Source organism: Flavobacterium agricola (genome assembly GCF_025919725.1).
Lineage (GTDB): Bacteria > Bacteroidota > Bacteroidia > Flavobacteriales > Flavobacteriaceae > Flavobacterium > Flavobacterium agricola.
On sequence record NZ_CP081495.1, the window covers coordinates 764,510 to 782,031 of the forward strand.

The window sequence follows — 17,522 nt, forward strand, 5'->3', positions numbered from 1 at the left end:
AAAAATGAACAACAAAATAGCTATTTTAACACAACCTATCGGAAAAAATTATGGGGGCATGATACAAAATTATGCTTTGCAATACATTTTAAAGGAAAAAGGATTTAAGGTAGAAACACTGGCTCGTGATAAAAAAAACAGTTCTTTACGTAAAGTACTTTCTATTATTAAAAATAAAACATACAATCTTGCTCTAAATAAACAGGTAAGAAAGTTTTCGGATGAAGAACTTAACTACATTTTAGATTCTAATTTTAAGTTTCTAAATGAACACATTAACATATCTAAAAATTTATTTTCAACACAAGATTTAAAAAAATATTTTGAGCAAAATAAATTTAGTCATGTAATTATTGGTAGTGATCAAACATGGCGCCCAATGTATTCTCCCGATATATATAATTATTTTTTAGATTTTTTAGTAGATAATCCTCAAGTTAATAAGTTAGCTTACGCATCTTCTTTTGGAACTGATAAATGGGAATATTCTAGTAAAGATGCCGAAATATGTAAAAAGTTGATAAAACAATTTAATAATATTTCAGTTAGAGAAGATTCTGGAGTTGATTTATGCAAGAGATATCTAGATGCAGATGCTAAATTAGTTCTAGATCCTACTTTATTGTTAGATAAAGAAGTTTATATTAATTTATTTCAGCATGAAAACACAACAAAATCTGGGCTTTACAATTACGTTTTAGATAAAAATGAAATTAAACAAGGTTTTATTAAAAAAATTAGTCAGCATTTAAATATAGAGGTTTTTAATTGTCAGCCCAAAGCAGATATGTATGGAAAGCTTAATGATTATTCTTTAGATGATTATAAGTTTCCAACAATTCAGAGCTGGTTAAAAGGATTTCATGACGCAGATTTTGTAGTAACAGATTCTTTTCACGGAACTGTTTTTTCTATCATTTTTAATAAACCGTTTCTTGCTATTACAAATGTTGAAAGAGGCGCTTCACGATTTACCTCTTTATTAAAACTATTTAATTTAGAACATAGGCTGGTAACAGATATAAATAATTTTGACTTCAATCTATTAAATAAAGCAATTGATTATAAGAAAGTTAATGAGATAAAAGAAAGGTTAAAACAAGAATCTTTAGATTTTTTATTAACTAGTTTAAAAAAATAAAAAAGCGCATGTAATTTACATGCGCTTTTCATTTAAAAACTATTTAACTAATTAAAAACAATATTCGTTTTCTTGCACTACTTTTTCTGCAATAAGTTCGCGTAAAGCACCAACATTTGGCATGTTGTCGTATTTAGTAAAACGGCGTAAGCCCATTAACATCATACGTTGTTCATCGCCTTCGGCAAAAGAAACAATTCCTTCTTTTCCTTTGCTTGCAATAATGTCGGTAGCATGGTATAAATAAAGTTGAGCCATTGCAATTTGTACTTTAGCTGCATCTTCACCAATTTTGTTTACTAGCTTTTCTGTACGTAAAATACCAGATTCTGCCATGTAAATTTCAATTAACATATCAGATGCTGCCATTAATAATTGTTGGTGTTTGTCTAAATCTGTTCCGTATTTCTGAACTGCTGATCCAGCAACCATTAAAAAGGCTTTTTTAAGCTTGTTTACCAACGCTTTTTCTTCCGCAAATAATTCGCTATAATCTGGCGTATTAAAATCAGGAATTCCCATTAATTCTTCGCCAACTGCTGTTGCAGGACCTAATAAATCTACATGTCCTTTCATTGCTTTTTTAATCAGCATTCCAACGGTTAACATACGGTTAATTTCGTTTGTACCTTCGTAAATACGAGAAATACGTGCATCACGCCAAGCCGATTCCATTGGGGTATCTTCAGAAAAGCCCATACCTCCAAAAATTTGAATTCCTTCATCTGCACATAATTGTACATCTTCAGAAACGGCAACTTTTAGAATAGAACATTCAATAGCAAATTCTTCAACACCTTTTAATTCAGCTTCTTGATGCTCGTTTCCATCAGCCAAACGTGCATTAATTCTATTTTCTATATCACCAGCAGCACGGTACGATGCCGATTCGCCCACATAAGCATTGGTTGCCATTTCAGCAAGTTTAGAACGAATAGCACCAAAGTTTGCAATAGGTGTTTTAAATTGAATACGTTCGTTTGCATAATTTACCGATTTGGTAATTAAACGACGTTGTGAATCTAAACAAGCTGCTGCTAATTTAATACGGCCCACGTTTAAGGCATTCATAGCAATTTTAAAACCTTCGCCACGGCCTGCCAACATATTTTCTACCGGTACTAACGTATCGTTAAAAAATACCTGACGTGTTGAACTTGCACGAATGCCTAATTTATGTTCTTCTTCGCCTAAAGTAATTCCGTTAGCGTTGTTCGGATCGTATTCTACAATAAAACCGGTAATATTTTTATCGTCTTCAATACGTGCAAATACAATCATTACGTTACAAAAACCTGCGTTAGAAATCCACATTTTTTGTCCGTTAATTTTGTAATGTTTTCCGTCTGCAGTTAATTCAGCTTTAGTTTTACCTGAATTTGCATCCGATCCTGCACCTGGTTCGGTTAAACAATAAGCTCCAAACCATTCGCCCGAAGCTAATTTAGGTACATATTTATTTTTTTGTTCTGTTGTACCGTATAACGTAATTGGCATGGTACCAATTCCGGTATGTGCTCCAAAAGCTGTTGAAAAAGATCCGGTTGCACCCGAAATGTAATCACAAGTTAGCATGGTAGAAACAAATCCCATACCTAAACCGCCAAATTCTTCTAGAACCGAAACGCCTAAAAATCCTAATTCACCGGCTTTGCGCATGCATTCTTCAGTAAATTTGTAATCTTTTTTCTCAAAACGTTCTTTGTTCGGCCAAATTTCGCGATCAATAAATTCTTTTACTGAATCGCGCATCATTTTTTGTTCTTCAGAAAAATCTTCTGGTGTAAAAATATTTTGTGATAGCGTTTCTTTTACCAAGAATTGACCGCCTCTAGTAATATCTGCCATAATTTTTTTATTTTTATTGATGAAAGCTAAGCGCTTTACCAAGGTTAATTATTTAGTAGTTTTTATAAAAGTTCGTAAATACCTGCTGTTCCTTGTCCGGTACCCACGCACATGGTTACCATGCCGTATTTGTTTCCGCGACGTTTCATTTCGTCGAATAACTGAACCGAAAGTTTTGCACCTGTACAACCTAGTGGGTGACCTAAAGCAATAGCACCACCGTTTACGTTAATAATTTCAGGATTTAAATCTAATTCGCGAATAACCGCTAACGATTGTGCTGCAAAAGCTTCGTTTAATTCGATTAACTCAATATCATTTTGTTTTAAACCAGCTTGTTGTAATGCTTTTGGAATGGCTTTTACCGGACCAATTCCCATTATACGCGGTTCAACCCCAGCAGATGCAAAAGTTACCAAGCGCGCAATTGGTTCAAGGTTTAATTCTTTTACCATTTCTTCAGACATAACTAAAACAAAAGCTGCTCCGTCTGACATTTGTGACGAATTTCCTGCTGTTACAGATCCATCTGCTGCAAAAACCGGACGAAGTTTAGCTAAAGCTTCTAACGAAGTTGCTGCACGTGGTCCTTCATCAACTGCAACGCTGTAGTTTGTGGTTTCTTTTTTACCTTTTTCGTTAATAAAAGTTTGTTCTACTTTAATAGGAACAATTTGAGAATCAAATTTACCTTCTGCCTGAGCTTTTAGAGCTTTTAGATGTGATTGTAAGGCAAATTCATCTTGATCTTCACGAGAAACGTTGTATTTTTTAGCCACTGCTTCGGCAGTTAATCCCATGCCCCAATAATAATCTTCATGCCCTTCTTTGGCCACTTTATAATCTGGCGTTGCACGGTAACCACCCATTGGAATAAAGCTCATAGATTCGGCTCCACCAGCTATAATGCAATGTGCCATACCTGACTGAATTTTTGCGGTTGCCATTCCAATAGTTTCTAATCCTGAAGCACAATAACGATTTACGGTTACTCCCGGAACATCGGTCACTTTTAATCCCATTAACGAGATTAAACGGCCCATGTTTAAACCTTGTTCGGCTTCGGGCATGGCGTTGCCTACCATAACATCGTCAATACGTTTTTTATCAAGCTGCGGCACTTCATTCATCATAAATTCGATGGTTTCGGCAGCAAGCTCATCCGGTCGTTTAAAACGAAACAATCCTTTAGGTGCTTTACCTACGGCTGTTCTATATGCTTTAACAATATATGCTGTTTTCATTTTTTCTAAATTAATTTCTTAACGGTTTTCCTTTGGTTAACATGAATTGAATACGTTCTAACGTTTTTCTTTCAGTACATAACGATAAGAAAGCTTCACGTTCTAAATCCAATAAATATTGTTCTGAAACTAGGGTAGGTTCTGACAAATCTCCACCAGCCATAACATATGCTAATTTGTTAGCAATTTTACGGTCGTGTTCAGAAATGTATTTTCCGGCCATCATACCATCGGTTCCTACCAAGAAAGCACCTAAAGCTTGCTTACCTAAAACTTCAACATCTTTTCTGCGAATAGGTTGTGTATAACCAGCTTCGGCCATAATTAATGCATGTTTTTTAGCTTCGGCAATCTGACGATCTTTGTTTACTACAATTATATCTTTTCCTTTTTGTAAAAAGCCTAAATCTATTGCTTCATAAGCAGATGTTGCAACTTTAGCGGTACCAACGGTTAAAAAATATTCTTGTAAAATATTTAATTTTACGTCATTTTTCTTGAACAGATCGGCAGCACGTAAAGCCATTTCTTTAGAACCACCACCACCGGGAATAACTCCAACACCAAATTCAACCAAACCAATGTACGTTTCGGCGGCAGCAACAGCTTTATCTGCATGCAAGGTTAATTCGCATCCGCCGCCTAATGTCATTCCGTGAGGAGCAGCAATTACAGGAATGCCTGAATAACGCACGCGCATCATGGTATCTTGGAATGCTTTGATTGAGAAGTTTAATTCGTCATATTCTTGCTCAACCGCCATCATAAAAATCATGGCTAAGTTTGCACCAACGGAGAAATTTGCTCCTTGGTTACCAATTACTAAACCGTTATATTTTTGTTCGGCAATATCAATTGCTTTGTTGATACCAGAAATAACACCACCGCCAATTGAATTCATTTTTGAATGGAATTCTAAGTTTAAAATACCATCACCAATATCGTGTAAGGTAACATCTGAATTACCCCAAACTTTTTTGCTTTCACGAATGTTATTTAAAATGATAAAGGCATCTTGTCCAGGAATTTTTTTCTGAGTTTTAGTAGTTAAATCGTAGTAATACGTTGCCCCATCTTTTACAGTATAAAAAGATTTGTTGCCAGAAGCTAACATTTCTTGAACCCAAGCTGCCGGTTTTTCTCCAAGCTCATTCATAAATTCTAGAGCTTTTTCTACCCCGATTGCATCCCAAATTTGGAATGGTCCGTGTTCCCAACCAAAACCAGCTTTCATGGCATCGTCAATTTTATATAAATCGTCGGTAATTTCTGGTACACGATTAGAAACATAGGCAAATAAGCCCGCGAAAGATTTACGGTAGAATTCACCTGCTTTATCTTTTCCTTTCACTAAAACTTTAAAACGATCAACTACTTTATCGATGGTTTTAGTTAATTCTAAGGTTTGGAATGATGCTTTTTTGGCAGGGCGGTATTCTAACGTTTCTAAATCAAAAGATAAAATGTCTTTATCTACTTTTTTGTAAAAACCTTGTTTTGTTTTGCTGCCTAACCATTTATTATCTAATAAAAACTGAACGAATGCAGGTAGTTTAAATAAATCATGCGCTTCGTCATTCGGGCAATTGTCGTATAATCCGTTTGCAACGTGAACCAACGTATCTAAACCAACCACATCAACCGTACGGAAAGTTGCTGATTTTGGGCGGCCAATAACCGGACCGGTTAATTTATCTACTTCCTCAATAGTTAAGCCCATTTCTTTTACTAAATGAAACAAGCTCATGATACCGTAAATACCGATGCGGTTACCAATAAATGCTGGTGTATCTTTTGCTACAACCGATGTTTTACCTAAAAACTTTTCACCATATTCATTTAAAAATTCTAAAACTTCTGGTTTTGTTTTTGGACCAGGAATGATTTCGAACAATTTTAAGTAACGAACTGGGTTAAAAAAGTGCGTACCACAAAAATGTTCTTGAAAATCTTGGCTACGTCCTTCACTCATAAAATGAATCGGAATACCAGAGGTATTTGAAGTTATTAAAGTTCCAGGTTTTCTGTATTTTTCAATTTGTTCATAAACCGCTTTTTTAATATCTAAACGTTCTACAACAACCTCAATAATCCAATCTACATCTTTAATTTTAGCCAAATCGTCGGTTGTGTTTCCTGTAGAAATGCGGTTGGCAAATTTTTTGTCGTAAATAGGTGAGGGGTTAGATTTTAGCGCTGCCGCTAAATTGTCGTTTACCAATCGGTTACGAACTGCTTTGTTTTCTAACGTTAAGCCTTTTTTAGCTTCGGCATCTGTTAATTGGTTTGGAACAATGTCAAGTAATAGCACCTCGACACCGATGTTGGCAAAATGACATGCAATGCCTGATCCCATAATTCCTGAACCAATGACAGCTACTTTTTTAATAAGTCGTTTCATTTTTTAGCAATTATTCGTTTAATTTATTTGTTTTTATTTGGATTGAATATTTTTTTATCTGCAATTAGTTGATTAATAATTTCTGAAACTTCTATAAAATGTTTCAACTTTTCTTCGCCAACTTCTTTTTTTACTGCTTCGTTAAATTGTAAAACGGTTTGTTTAGATAAATCTCTTTTTTGTTGCCCAAATGCGGTTAAAAAAATTAAAACCCCTCGTCCGTCTAACGGATTTTTACGTCGGGTAATTAATCCTTTTTCTTCCATTGTTTTTAAAGTACGTGTTAAACTGGTAGCTTCCATACCCATTTTTGGACCTAATGTGGTAGATGGAGTTCCTTTTTCTCTGTCAATGCTTAATAATGCAAATCCGGTTGACATGGTTGCACCGTATTTTGCTGCTTCTTCATTGTACATTCTGCTAACCGCTTGCCAAGTTGCTCGCAAAACATAATCTATGGTTTTATCTTTCATTAATTATAATCTCGTTTAACCAAATATATAAAAAAATAATATACTATGCACGCATAATAAATGTTTTTTCTGAAAAAAAAACCCTTGATAAAGGGTTTTTTAGAAATCAATAAAGTAAAATGATTAGTTTTTGTATATTTTATCGTATAAATCTTGATATTTTTCTTTAATAACTTTACGTTTTAATTTAAGCGTTGGTGTTAATTCACCGGTATCGATCGACCAAACGGTTGGCGTAAGTTCAAACTTTTTAATTTGTTCCCATTTACCAAAACGTTCGTTAATTGCATCAAGTTCTTTTTGAATACGCGCAATTACTTTTTCGTTAGAACAAACATCTTGATTGCTTGCTCCTAAATTTATTTTTTTACGTTTTGCCCATTCGCGTACAAATTCATAATTAGGTTGAATAAAGGCAGCTGGCATTTTTTCGCCATCTCCAATAACCATAATTTGTTCTATAAAATGCGATTGTTTAATGGCGTTTTCTAAAACCTGAGGTGCTACATATTTACCGCCCGAGGTTTTAAGCATTTCTTTTTTACGATCGGTAATTTTTAAGAAACCTTGTGCATCAATTTCACCAATATCTCCGGTGCAGAAATATCCATCAGAAAAAGCTTCGGCTGTTTTTTCAGGTTCTTTATAATAACCTTTGGTAACATTTGGACCTTTAACTAAAATTTCGCCATCTTCAGCAATTTTAACTTCAACACCATCTAAAATTTTACCTACGGTGCCAAATTTTAAACCACCGTTGCGTTGGTCGTTTACTGAAATTACGGGTGATGTTTCGGTTAAACCATATCCTTCCATAATCGGAATTCCGGCAGCTCCAAAAATACGTGCTAATCTAGATTGTAATGGGGCAGAACCCGAAACCATAAGTTTTAAATTACCACCTAAACCTTCGTGCCATTTAGAAAAAACTAATTTACGAGCCACCCAAAGTTTTAATGAATATAAAAAGCTGTTGTGGTACGCTTCGTATTTTTCGCCTAATTCAATGGTCCAATAAAACAGGTTCTTTTTAAATCCGGTTAAATCATCGCCTTTGGCATAAATTTTATCATAAACCTTTTCTACCAAACGTGGTACAACCGTCATAACGTGCGGTTTAACTTCTTTTAAATTATCAGAAATGGTTTCTATGCTTTCTGCATAATAAATTGAAATTCCACAATATTGGTATAAATACAACAACATGCGTTCAAAAATATGGCAACACGGTAAAAAGCTTAAGGCAACGTCACGACCTAAACTTAAAGGCACGCGTTTAAAGCTCATTAATACGTTTGAAACAATGTTTTCGTGAGTTAATAAAACGCCTTTAGGGCGTCCGGTTGTTCCAGATGTATAAATAATTGTTGCATCATCTTGGCTGGTTACGTTTTGCTTTAAACGTTCTAATTCGTCATTATGTTTGTCAGATTTGCCCAGCTCAATAATTTCTTCCCAGTTTTTACATCCGGCAATGCTGTCAAACGAATAAACTTCTTTAATATTTGGTAATTGATGCTTGACTGCAACTAATTTGTCGTAAATAACTTGATCAGAAACAATGCAATAGCTTGCTTCAGAATGCTCTAAAATAAACTGATAATCTTCTGCAGAAATAGTAGGGTAAATTGGCACGGTTAAAGCACCTGTTTGTAAAACGCCAATGTCACAAATATTCCATTCGGTTCGGTTGTTCGATGTAATTAAAGCAACTTTTTCGCCTTTTTTTATACCTAATTCTATTAATCCTTTAGAAAAAGAATTAGCAAGATTAATATATTCTTGTGTTGAATGACCGCGCCAAATACCATTTTTTTTAGAAACGATTGCTTTTTCTAATGGAAATGTGTTGAGTTGGTAGTACGGGAAATCGAATAATCGGGTTACTTGACTCATAATTTGGACATTTAAAGTGTTTGTTTTTTTGTGTTAGTTTTTGCGTTTGTATTGCAAAATATACAAAAAAACATTCAGAAACAAAAAAGTCATTAATTATTAATCGAATAATTAATGACTTTAATTTTTAATGATTATACATTTTATTGTACAACTCAATAAATTTTTGCTTTATATATTTCCGTTTTAGTTTTAATGTTGGGGTTAATTCGCCCGTATCTACCGACCAAATATTTGGGGTTAATGCAAAAACCTTAATTTGTTCCCAACGCCCAAAATTTTGATTGATTGCATCTAATTCTGCTTGAAACTGTTTTATAATTTCTGGATGCGTAATAAGCTGCTCATTATTTACTACATCAATTTTATTTTGTGTTGCCCAATGGTTTACATAGTCAAAATCGGGTTGTATTAATGCTACTGGCATTTTTTCGCCTTCGCCAACCACCATAATTTGTTCTATAAAAAGCGATTTTTTAAATTCGTTTTCTAACGTTTGTGGGGCTACGTATTTTCCGCCCGATGTTTTAAACATTTCTTTTTTTCGATCGGTAATACGTAAAAAACCATCCTCATCCAATTCACCAATATCTTCGGTATAAAAAAAGCCGTTTTTAATAACTTCATTCGTTTTAACCGGATCTTTATAATAGCCCATCATTACGCATTCGCTTCGCGTTAAAATTTCGCCATCTTCGGCTATTTTAATAGTAACTCCATCAATAGGTTTACCAACGGTTTTAGATTTGTAGTTGTGGTTGTTATAATCGTTTACAGCAATAACCGGTGAAGTTTCTGTTAATCCATAACCTTCAACCGTATTAATTCCGGCAGCGGTAAAAAAACGAGGTAATCGGTCTTGTAAGGCAGCTGATCCGGAAATAATTAAGTTTAAACGGCCTCCTAAACCTGCTTTAAATTTATTTAAAATTAAAGCACGAGCTATTTTAAGTTTACATTCATAAATAGCACCATTTGCACCGTAAGGTTCGTATTGCTCGGCTAAATTAGTTGCCCAAAAAAACAATTGTTTTTTAAAACCAGTTAATTCGTTTCCTTTCGCGATAATTCGATCGTAAACTTTTTCTAACAAACGCGGTACAACGGTCATCATATTAGGGCGAACTTCTTTAATGTTTTCGGCTATATGTTCAATACTTTCGGCATAATACGTAGAAAAACCTTTGTACTGATAGCAATACAACAAAACGCGCTCAAAAACATGACAACAAGGTAAAAAGCTTAAGGTTACCGTTTTACCTAAAGGTAAATTAACACGGCTGCTTGCAAACAAAACGTTTTTAACCAAGTTATTGTGAGATAGCATTACGCCTTTAGGTTGTCCGGTTGTACCTGATGTATAAATGATTGAAGCTAATGCTAGCGGATTAACTGCAGCTTTTGCTTGTTCTACTTCTTCTTGATTTTGAAGCGTATTTCCTAAAGCAATCAAATCTTGAAAAGATTGCAATCTATCAACCGCATCAAAACAAAAAACTTTTTCTAAAAAATTAAGTTGTGGAAAAACGGCTTGAATTTTTTGAAACAAGGTTGCATCTGACACAAAACAATATTTACATTCCGAATGGTTAAAAATATATGCGTATTCAGATTCAGAAATATTTGGATAAATTGGCACCGTTACGGCACCTAATTGCGCAATGGCAGAATCGGCAATATTCCATTCCGATCGGTTGGTGCTGGTAATTAATGCAATTTTATCAGCTGGTTTTACGCCAAGCTGCAATAAGGCACGCGATAACGCATTGGTTTTATCAATATAATTTTGGGTGCTGGTTTTTACCCAAGTTCCGTTAACTTTATCTGCAAACGCATCGGCTAGCGGATATTTCTCGTTTTGGTAATATATAAAATCGAATATTCTGGTAATGTTAGGCATGTTTGCTGGCGTTTAAAAATTAAAAATGCGTGTTACAGTATAAAATACGAAATAAAAAAGAGCAATAAACCTACTAATCCGCCAATTAAGGTTCCGTTTACACGAATAAATTGTAAATCTTTACCAACTTCTAATTCTAATTTTTCTGACATTTCGCGTCCGTCCCATTTTGCAACCGTTTCTCCAATTACGGTTCCTACAAAATGAGCATTTTGTTGCACGGTTTCTAATAAAAAGGTGCGAATTTTGGCATTAATTTCTTGCTGAAAAGCTGTGTTATTTTGTAAATCAGTAAAAAAGCTTTTTAATTGGGCATCAATAATAGCATTAAATTTTGAATTTTCGTTATGCAATTCATCTAAAAGCGAAAGTTTACCTTTACGCATAAAATCTAGCAATAAATCATCTAATTTACCATGCAGCAAATTGTTTTTTAATTGATTTAAAGCTTGTAATAATTCGGGGTTTGATGTTAAATTATACAATTCTTCCGTAACCTTATCTTCAATCGCCAAACGTGTTTCATGCTCTGGATTGTGCATCATTTGGTAAAAAAAGGCTTGAATTTCTTCGATAATGTTTTGACTAAAACCTTCGCTTATTAACGCACCAAATCCAAAAGCTTTTTCGCTTATCTTTTGTTTTATAATGGGTTTTAAGTTCGGTACGTAGCTATTAATAACCGGATATAAACCGTTTAACGCCTTTTTATGATAATTTTGATTGATAACAGCCTGAATAGCTGGGTTTAAAACATTTTCTACCGGAAAGTTTTTTACTTTATCGCTAATTAATTGGCTAATTGATTCGGCCAATTGATCAGGATTTACTTGATTTACAATTTTAGTAACCAAGTTTTTTGCTTGAAACGAAACGGTTGCCTGATTGTTTGCGTACCAAGTTGTTATATGCGCAGCAAAATCTACTTTTTCGATATACGGATTGATTGATTCTGGAGTTAAAAAATTATCCTGAACAAATGCACCCAAGTTTTTACCGATATCGTTTTTATTTTTTTCTATTAAATTGGTATGCGGAATATTTAAACCCATTGGTTTTCTAAACAAGGCTGTTACTGCAAACCAATCGGCAAGGGCACCAACCATTCCGGCTTCGCAAAACGCGCGAATGGCTTTTAAAGCAAACGATTCGCTGTTTTTTAATAACAACGTGCTTGCTACAAATCCAAATAACATAAGTACAAATAGAGAAGTAGCAATTAACTTGTATTTTTTAAGGTTTTTTATTTTAGATTCCATAAAGAATTATAAAAATTTAGCTTTTTCGGCCGGAGTAGGAATGCGGCAACTTTCAGATTTTCCGTACCATTTGTACCGATTTTTGGCAAAATAATCGTAAGCAATATTTTTTAATCCGTTGGGAAAAAGCTGAAAAAATTTGGTGTAAAAAAACTTTGAACCTAAATGGCTAAAAATACGTAAAGCTGCATCTGCTTTAATATAATACGCAACGCCAGGTTCGTACAAAACAATTGAATCTATTTTAGGATTTAAACCGATGTGTTTTATAATTTGTTGCCCAACTTCTGATTGTAAAGCTGCAAAAACAAAAACATCATTTTTGTCGTGTTCTATAATGGTATTTACGGTATCGTTGCAAAAATTGCAAACCCCGTCAAATAGCACTATTTTTTTACCTTCGGGAAATGTCATGTTTTATTTTTTACGTTCAACCATTTCTAACTGATCTAAATTGACTTTAGAAGTGAAAAATCCGTAGTTTACGGTTGCTTTATTTTTTTCTATAACATCAATTGTACCCACCGCTAAACCGTCAATCATGCGCACACGATCGCCAACTTTAAGGACAAAATTGGTTTTATTTGGTTGTTGCGCTTCAATTTTTTTCTTTTCTTTTTTCTCTTCTCGAATTTTTTCTACAACAATTTTTACTTCTTCTTCAACCTTTTTAATTTCTTGTTCTTTAACTTTTTTTTCCTTAACGGTAAGTTTTTTGCGTTTAGAATTTTCAATTTCTACCAGCTTTAAAAAATCACCAATTAATTCTTTTTTATTTTTATTGTTAAAATAACGTTCTGAAATATCATCAATTTTTTGGCCCATATAAACCAAACGCTGATTCGCATCAAAAAGTTCTTGGTAGCTTTCTAATTTTTGTTGAATTTTAGAATTGATGCTTTGCATTCTAGAACTTTCTTCGCGCGCTTTAACTTCTTCTTCTTTTAAGTTTTGAGATGTTTTTTCGAGCTTGGTTCGTTCTTTTTGTAAGGTTGCAATGGTTTTGTCAAATCGAACCTTATCGGTTTCTACCTTCTTTTTAGCACGATTAATTAATCCGAAAGGAATTCCGTTTTTCTGAGCAACTTCAAACGTAAACGAACTTCCGGCTTGACCAATGACCAATTTATACAAAGGTTCTAAGCTGCGTTCGTCAAACATCATGTTGGCGTTTACAGCATGTGGCAATTCATTCGCTAAAATTTTAAGTTTGGCGTAATGCGTGGTTATAATTCCAAAAGCTTCCCGATCGTAAAATTCTTCTAAAAAAATCTCAGCCAACGCACCACCCAATTCCGGATCAGATCCGGTACCGAATTCATCAATTAAAAATAACGTACGGTTGTTGCATTTTTTTAAAAAATAATTCATGTTTTTTAAACGATAGCTGTACGTTGACAAATGATTTTCTATGGATTGATTATCGCCAATATCGGTTAAAATACGATCGAACAAGCTAGTTTTACTGCGCTCGTGTACCGGAATTAACATGCCCGATTGCAACATAAGTTGCAACAAGCCAACGGTTTTTAAAGTAATACTTTTACCACCTGCATTGGGGCCCGAAATAACAATAATGCGTTTATCTTCGGTTAGCTCAATATCCTGCGGATAAGTAACTTTTTTCTTTTCTTTATTATTTAAAAATAGAATAGGGTGGTAAGCTTCTCTAAAATAAATTACTTTTTCGTCAACTATTTCTGGTAAAATAGCATTGATGCGATTGGCATAACGCGCTTTACCCGATATAATATCGATATCAGATAAAAAGTTTTGATAAGCAGTTAGCAACTCATGATACGGACGTAAAATGTTGGTTACATGCTTAAGAATTTTTATAATTTCTTGCTTTTCTTCATACAATAAATTTTGTAATTCTCGACTGTAACGATGCGTAATTTCGGGCTCAATATATGTAATGCTTCCGGTTTTAGAACTGCCTAAAATACTGCCTTTTACTTTTTTACGATGCATAGAAAGCACAGCCAAAACGCGGCGGTTTTCTACCACCGTTTCTCGAATATCATCTAAATAGCCAGCGCCTGAATATTGCGTTAAAACCATTCCAAAAGATTGGTTTATTTTACCGCGAACAAAATTAATTTGTGTGCGAATATCTTTTAAATTTGGCGATGCCGTATCTTTTATTTCACCGTATTTATCACTAACATCATCAATGGTTTTGGTAATAAACTTAGTAATTTCAATCGCACTTGCTTTTTTGTGCAATTTTGGATAATAATCTTCAAATTTTTTAAAAAAATGAAGCAATATGTTGGTGTTTTCGCTTAAGGTTGCAATTTTGCGTAAACCGCTAATTTCAATATAGCTGTCTTCTATTGCTAAATATTTTAATTCGTGAGCAATAGATTCAAAATAATGCGACGGAATCGCGTTGTTGTTTGTATAAGAAGATTGATATTCTGAGGTTTGCGCTAAGGCATCTAACAATTCCTCCTTGTCCTTGTACGGCACAATATCAAAAGCTTTTTCTTTACCCATTTCAGTAGTACAAAGCCCTGAAATGGTTTCTAATATGGTATTAAATTCTAAATCTTCTAATGTTTTATTAGTGATCGATATCATAATTTGATTGCAAGTTGAATAGCAAATTTACAAACTAAAACCTTATTGTTACTTATTATCTTTAAATTTGAAGCTAAAATTATATTATGCAAGCAACTTGGACGGCTTTTTTAGCTCAAGAAAAAGAAGAAGAATATTTTACAAATTTGATGCAGTTTGTATTGCAGCAATATGATACTACAACTGTTTTTCCGCCCAAATCATATATTTTTAATGCGTTTGATTTAACGCCTTTGAATGCTATTAAGGTTGTTATTATTGGGCAAGATCCGTATCATGGTCCCAACCAAGCCAATGGATTAGCCTTTTCGGTTGCTGACGGAATGCCGTTTCCGCCTTCGTTGCGTAATATTTTTAAAGAAGTTCAGGCTGATTTTGGTAGCGAAATTCCGTTTTCTGGAAATTTAGAACGTTGGGCACTACAAGGCGTTTTTTTATTGAATGATGTTTTAACTGTTGAACAAAGCAAGCCAGGCAGCCATCAAAAAAAAGGTTGGGAAAAGTTTACAGATCGGGTAATTGCACATATTTCTGATAACACACAGAATACCGTTTTTTTATTATGGGGTAATTATGCCCATAAAAAAGGAAAAAATATTGATAGAACAAAACATTTGGTTTTAGAATCAGGGCATCCATCACCAATGAGCGCAAATCAGGGAAAATGGTTTAACAATAAACATTTTAGTCAAGCAAATAGCTATTTGCTTGAAAATGATAAAACGCCAATTGTTTGGTAATAAAAAAAGCGCTACAATTTGTAGCACTTTTTTTATTTTAATAATTCGGCAATCTTATCATCCAATTGTTTACCTCGTAAGTTTTTAGCAATAATTTTTCCGTTTGCATCCAATACAAAAGATGCTGGAATAGCATTAATTACATACGTTTGAGCTACCGGATCTTGAAAATATTGTAGGTTAGAAACCTGAACCCAATCTAGCTTATCATCTTTAATCGCTTTTTTCCATGCTGCTTCGCTTCGGTCTAAAGAAACACCAACAATAGCCAAACCTTTATCTTTATATTGCTTATATAATGCAACTAAATTTGGGTTTTCTTGACGACAAGGACCGCACCAAGCTGCCCAAAAATCAACAATGGTAACTTTACCTAAATTATCGTACAAGGCAACAACTTCACCTTCGGTATTTGGTGCAGAAAAATCAGGTGCTAAAGCTCCAATAGCGATGGTTTTAAGCTTTTCTAAACGTTCGTTAATTTTAGTGCCACGAATAGAGGTTTTTACTTCATTACTAAAACCGTTAAAAAGTTGCACGCTTTGCTCGTCATCAATTTCTAATTGATCCATGCCATCTTCTAAAACCCATAAGCTATATAATGCATCTGTATTTTGCGTTATAAAATCTAAATCTGCTTTATTTTGTTTTTCGTATAAAGCCATAAATTTAGGTTGCAATGTTTTTAATAAGGTTGTATCGTTGGTTTCTTGTGCTTTTTGAATAATTTCTGCATTTTCTTGAAACAAACTTTCAATTGCTAATTGATTTTGTTGCTTGTTTTTTAAATAAGATGCTGCTAAATCGTTGTTTTTTGTTCCTTTAACCTCAAACAAATCATCACTTTCTAAATCGTAAACTACGGCTATTTTTCCTTTTTCTAATACAAACGGAACCATATTTTCGGTGGTAGAATCTATTTGGATAAGTCCGAAATTAGGATTGGTTTGTGTGCCTTTAAAAACAAAGCTGTTGTTTTTAATTGTGGTAGAATCTATTTTATTAAAAGATGATTCGCCTTCAGTACGTAAATAAACAACCGTACCATCGTTAAACCCTTTGGTTTGTCCAGTTATTGTAAACTGATCTTTGGGTTCGGAACAGGCGGTTAATAAAGCTGCAATTCCAGCAAAAAAGAATATTTTTTTCATAAATGTTTTTTTTGATTTAAAATTTAGAACAATTGACCGTTAAATTAATAAAAAAACAATACAAAATCGTTAATAAACAAAAAAACTCGAGTAAATACTCGAGTTTTATATATTTATTGTATTGAATTAAAATCTGTATCCAACACCAAATCCTAATAATAGTGGATTTATTCTAACCGATGCAGGAATATCTAACGGAGCGCCTCCAACTAAATTAGATGCATCAACTTTTGCATTGGTTTTTAAGAATAAAAACTTCGCATCAATGTTTAAAAAGAAATTGTCTGTAATATTAAAATCCGATCCAACTTGTAATGCTAACGCAGCTTTGTTGTCGTATTTTACTTTTTGAACAGCACCTGGTTTAGAATCGTAAAAAATGGTGTAGTTAATACCTGCTCCAACATATGGTTTTACAACATTATCTTTACCTGGGTAAAAGTGATATTGCACTGTTAAAGTAGGAGGTAATAACCAAACAGATCCTAAATCTACATCAGCACTTGCTGGTCCACCAACAGCAGTAAGATCAGATCCGGTTGTGTTTACTTTATGTTTAGTAGTACCTAAAATTAATTCGGCAGCAATGTTTTTAGTAAAAAAATATGAGATATCAAGCTCTGGAATAAATTGGTTAGAAATTTGAATATCGCCACCAATACCACCAACATTTGCACCGCTTACGTTAGGAACAACTCCAACACCACGTACGCGAATTTGCCATTTTTTAAAATCAGAATTTGATGTATCTGATGTTTGTGCGTAAGTTGTTGTAAAAACACCTGCTAATGCTACAACTGCTAATAAAACTTTCTTCATGATTAATTAGGTTTAATTTTTATTAAAGGTACAAGGAGATAAGTTTTAATGAAATGATAAAAAT

The 17,522-nt window shown here is 33.8% G+C and carries 13 protein-coding genes; 2 read left to right on the forward strand and 11 right to left on the reverse strand.

What is annotated here, in order from left to right; genetic code table 11:
• Positions 1-4: 4 nt before the first annotated feature.
• Positions 5-1,141: a polysaccharide pyruvyl transferase family protein gene (locus K5I29_RS03745; protein ID WP_264434511.1), complete on the forward strand. Its 1,137-nt coding sequence runs from the start codon at positions 5-7 to the stop codon at positions 1,139-1,141.
• 51 nt (positions 1,142-1,192) lie between these two features.
• Here K5I29_RS03745 and K5I29_RS03750 read toward each other — a convergent pair whose 3' ends face one another.
• The 9 genes from K5I29_RS03750 to K5I29_RS03790 all read right to left on the reverse strand — a co-directional run bounded on the left by K5I29_RS03750 (position 1,193) and on the right by K5I29_RS03790 (position 14,748).
• Positions 1,193-2,989: an acyl-CoA dehydrogenase family protein gene (locus tag K5I29_RS03750; protein ID WP_264434512.1), complete on the reverse strand. Its 1,797-nt coding sequence runs from the start codon at positions 2,987-2,989 to the stop codon at positions 1,193-1,195.
• Positions 2,990-3,051: 62 nt separating this feature from the next.
• Complete coding sequence (locus K5I29_RS03755; RefSeq protein WP_264434513.1) at positions 3,052-4,233, reverse strand: acetyl-CoA C-acyltransferase; 1,182 nt, start codon at positions 4,231-4,233, stop codon at positions 3,052-3,054.
• Between the two features lie 10 nt (positions 4,234-4,243).
• The gene (locus K5I29_RS03760; RefSeq protein WP_264434514.1) at positions 4,244-6,634 is read right to left on the reverse strand and encodes a 3-hydroxyacyl-CoA dehydrogenase/enoyl-CoA hydratase family protein; all 2,391 of its coding nucleotides are present in this window, start codon (positions 6,632-6,634) and stop codon (positions 4,244-4,246) included.
• Positions 6,635-6,657: 23 nt separating this feature from the next.
• Entirely contained in the window at positions 6,658-7,107 is a 450-nt protein-coding gene (locus K5I29_RS03765; RefSeq protein WP_264434515.1) for a MarR family winged helix-turn-helix transcriptional regulator, read from the reverse strand.
• 123 nt (positions 7,108-7,230) lie between these two features.
• Positions 7,231-9,003 (reverse strand): AMP-dependent synthetase/ligase, encoded by a 1,773-nt coding sequence (locus K5I29_RS03770; protein ID WP_264434516.1) that lies wholly within the window; start codon positions 9,001-9,003, stop codon positions 7,231-7,233.
• Positions 9,004-9,130: 127 nt separating this feature from the next.
• A complete protein-coding gene (locus K5I29_RS03775) occupies positions 9,131-10,903 on the reverse strand; it encodes an AMP-dependent synthetase/ligase (protein ID WP_264434517.1) in 1,773 nt (590 codons plus the stop codon).
• A gap of 32 nt (positions 10,904-10,935) precedes the next feature.
• The gene (locus K5I29_RS03780; RefSeq protein WP_264434518.1) at positions 10,936-12,162 is read right to left on the reverse strand and encodes a DUF445 domain-containing protein; all 1,227 of its coding nucleotides are present in this window, start codon (positions 12,160-12,162) and stop codon (positions 10,936-10,938) included.
• 6 nt (positions 12,163-12,168) lie between these two features.
• The gene (locus K5I29_RS03785) at positions 12,169-12,576 is read right to left on the reverse strand and encodes a thiol-disulfide oxidoreductase DCC family protein (RefSeq protein ID WP_264434519.1); all 408 of its coding nucleotides are present in this window, start codon (positions 12,574-12,576) and stop codon (positions 12,169-12,171) included.
• Positions 12,577-12,579: 3 nt separating this feature from the next.
• Positions 12,580-14,748 (reverse strand): endonuclease MutS2, encoded by a 2,169-nt coding sequence (locus K5I29_RS03790; protein ID WP_264434520.1) that lies wholly within the window; start codon positions 14,746-14,748, stop codon positions 12,580-12,582.
• 86 nt (positions 14,749-14,834) lie between these two features.
• Between K5I29_RS03790 and ung the strand changes: the two genes are divergently transcribed.
• Complete coding sequence (gene ung / locus K5I29_RS03795) at positions 14,835-15,488, forward strand: uracil-DNA glycosylase (RefSeq protein WP_264434521.1); 654 nt, start codon at positions 14,835-14,837, stop codon at positions 15,486-15,488.
• Between the two features lie 32 nt (positions 15,489-15,520).
• Here ung and K5I29_RS03800 read toward each other — a convergent pair whose 3' ends face one another.
• Positions 15,521-16,639, reverse strand: a complete 1,119-nt coding sequence (locus tag K5I29_RS03800) for a redoxin domain-containing protein (RefSeq protein ID WP_264434522.1) — start codon at positions 16,637-16,639, stop codon at positions 15,521-15,523.
• A gap of 126 nt (positions 16,640-16,765) precedes the next feature.
• Positions 16,766-17,458 carry an OmpW/AlkL family protein gene (locus K5I29_RS03805; protein ID WP_264434524.1) on the reverse strand — a complete coding sequence of 231 codons (693 nt, stop codon included), beginning with the start codon at positions 17,456-17,458 and terminating at the stop codon, positions 16,766-16,768.
• Between the last annotated feature and the right edge of the window lie 64 nt (positions 17,459-17,522).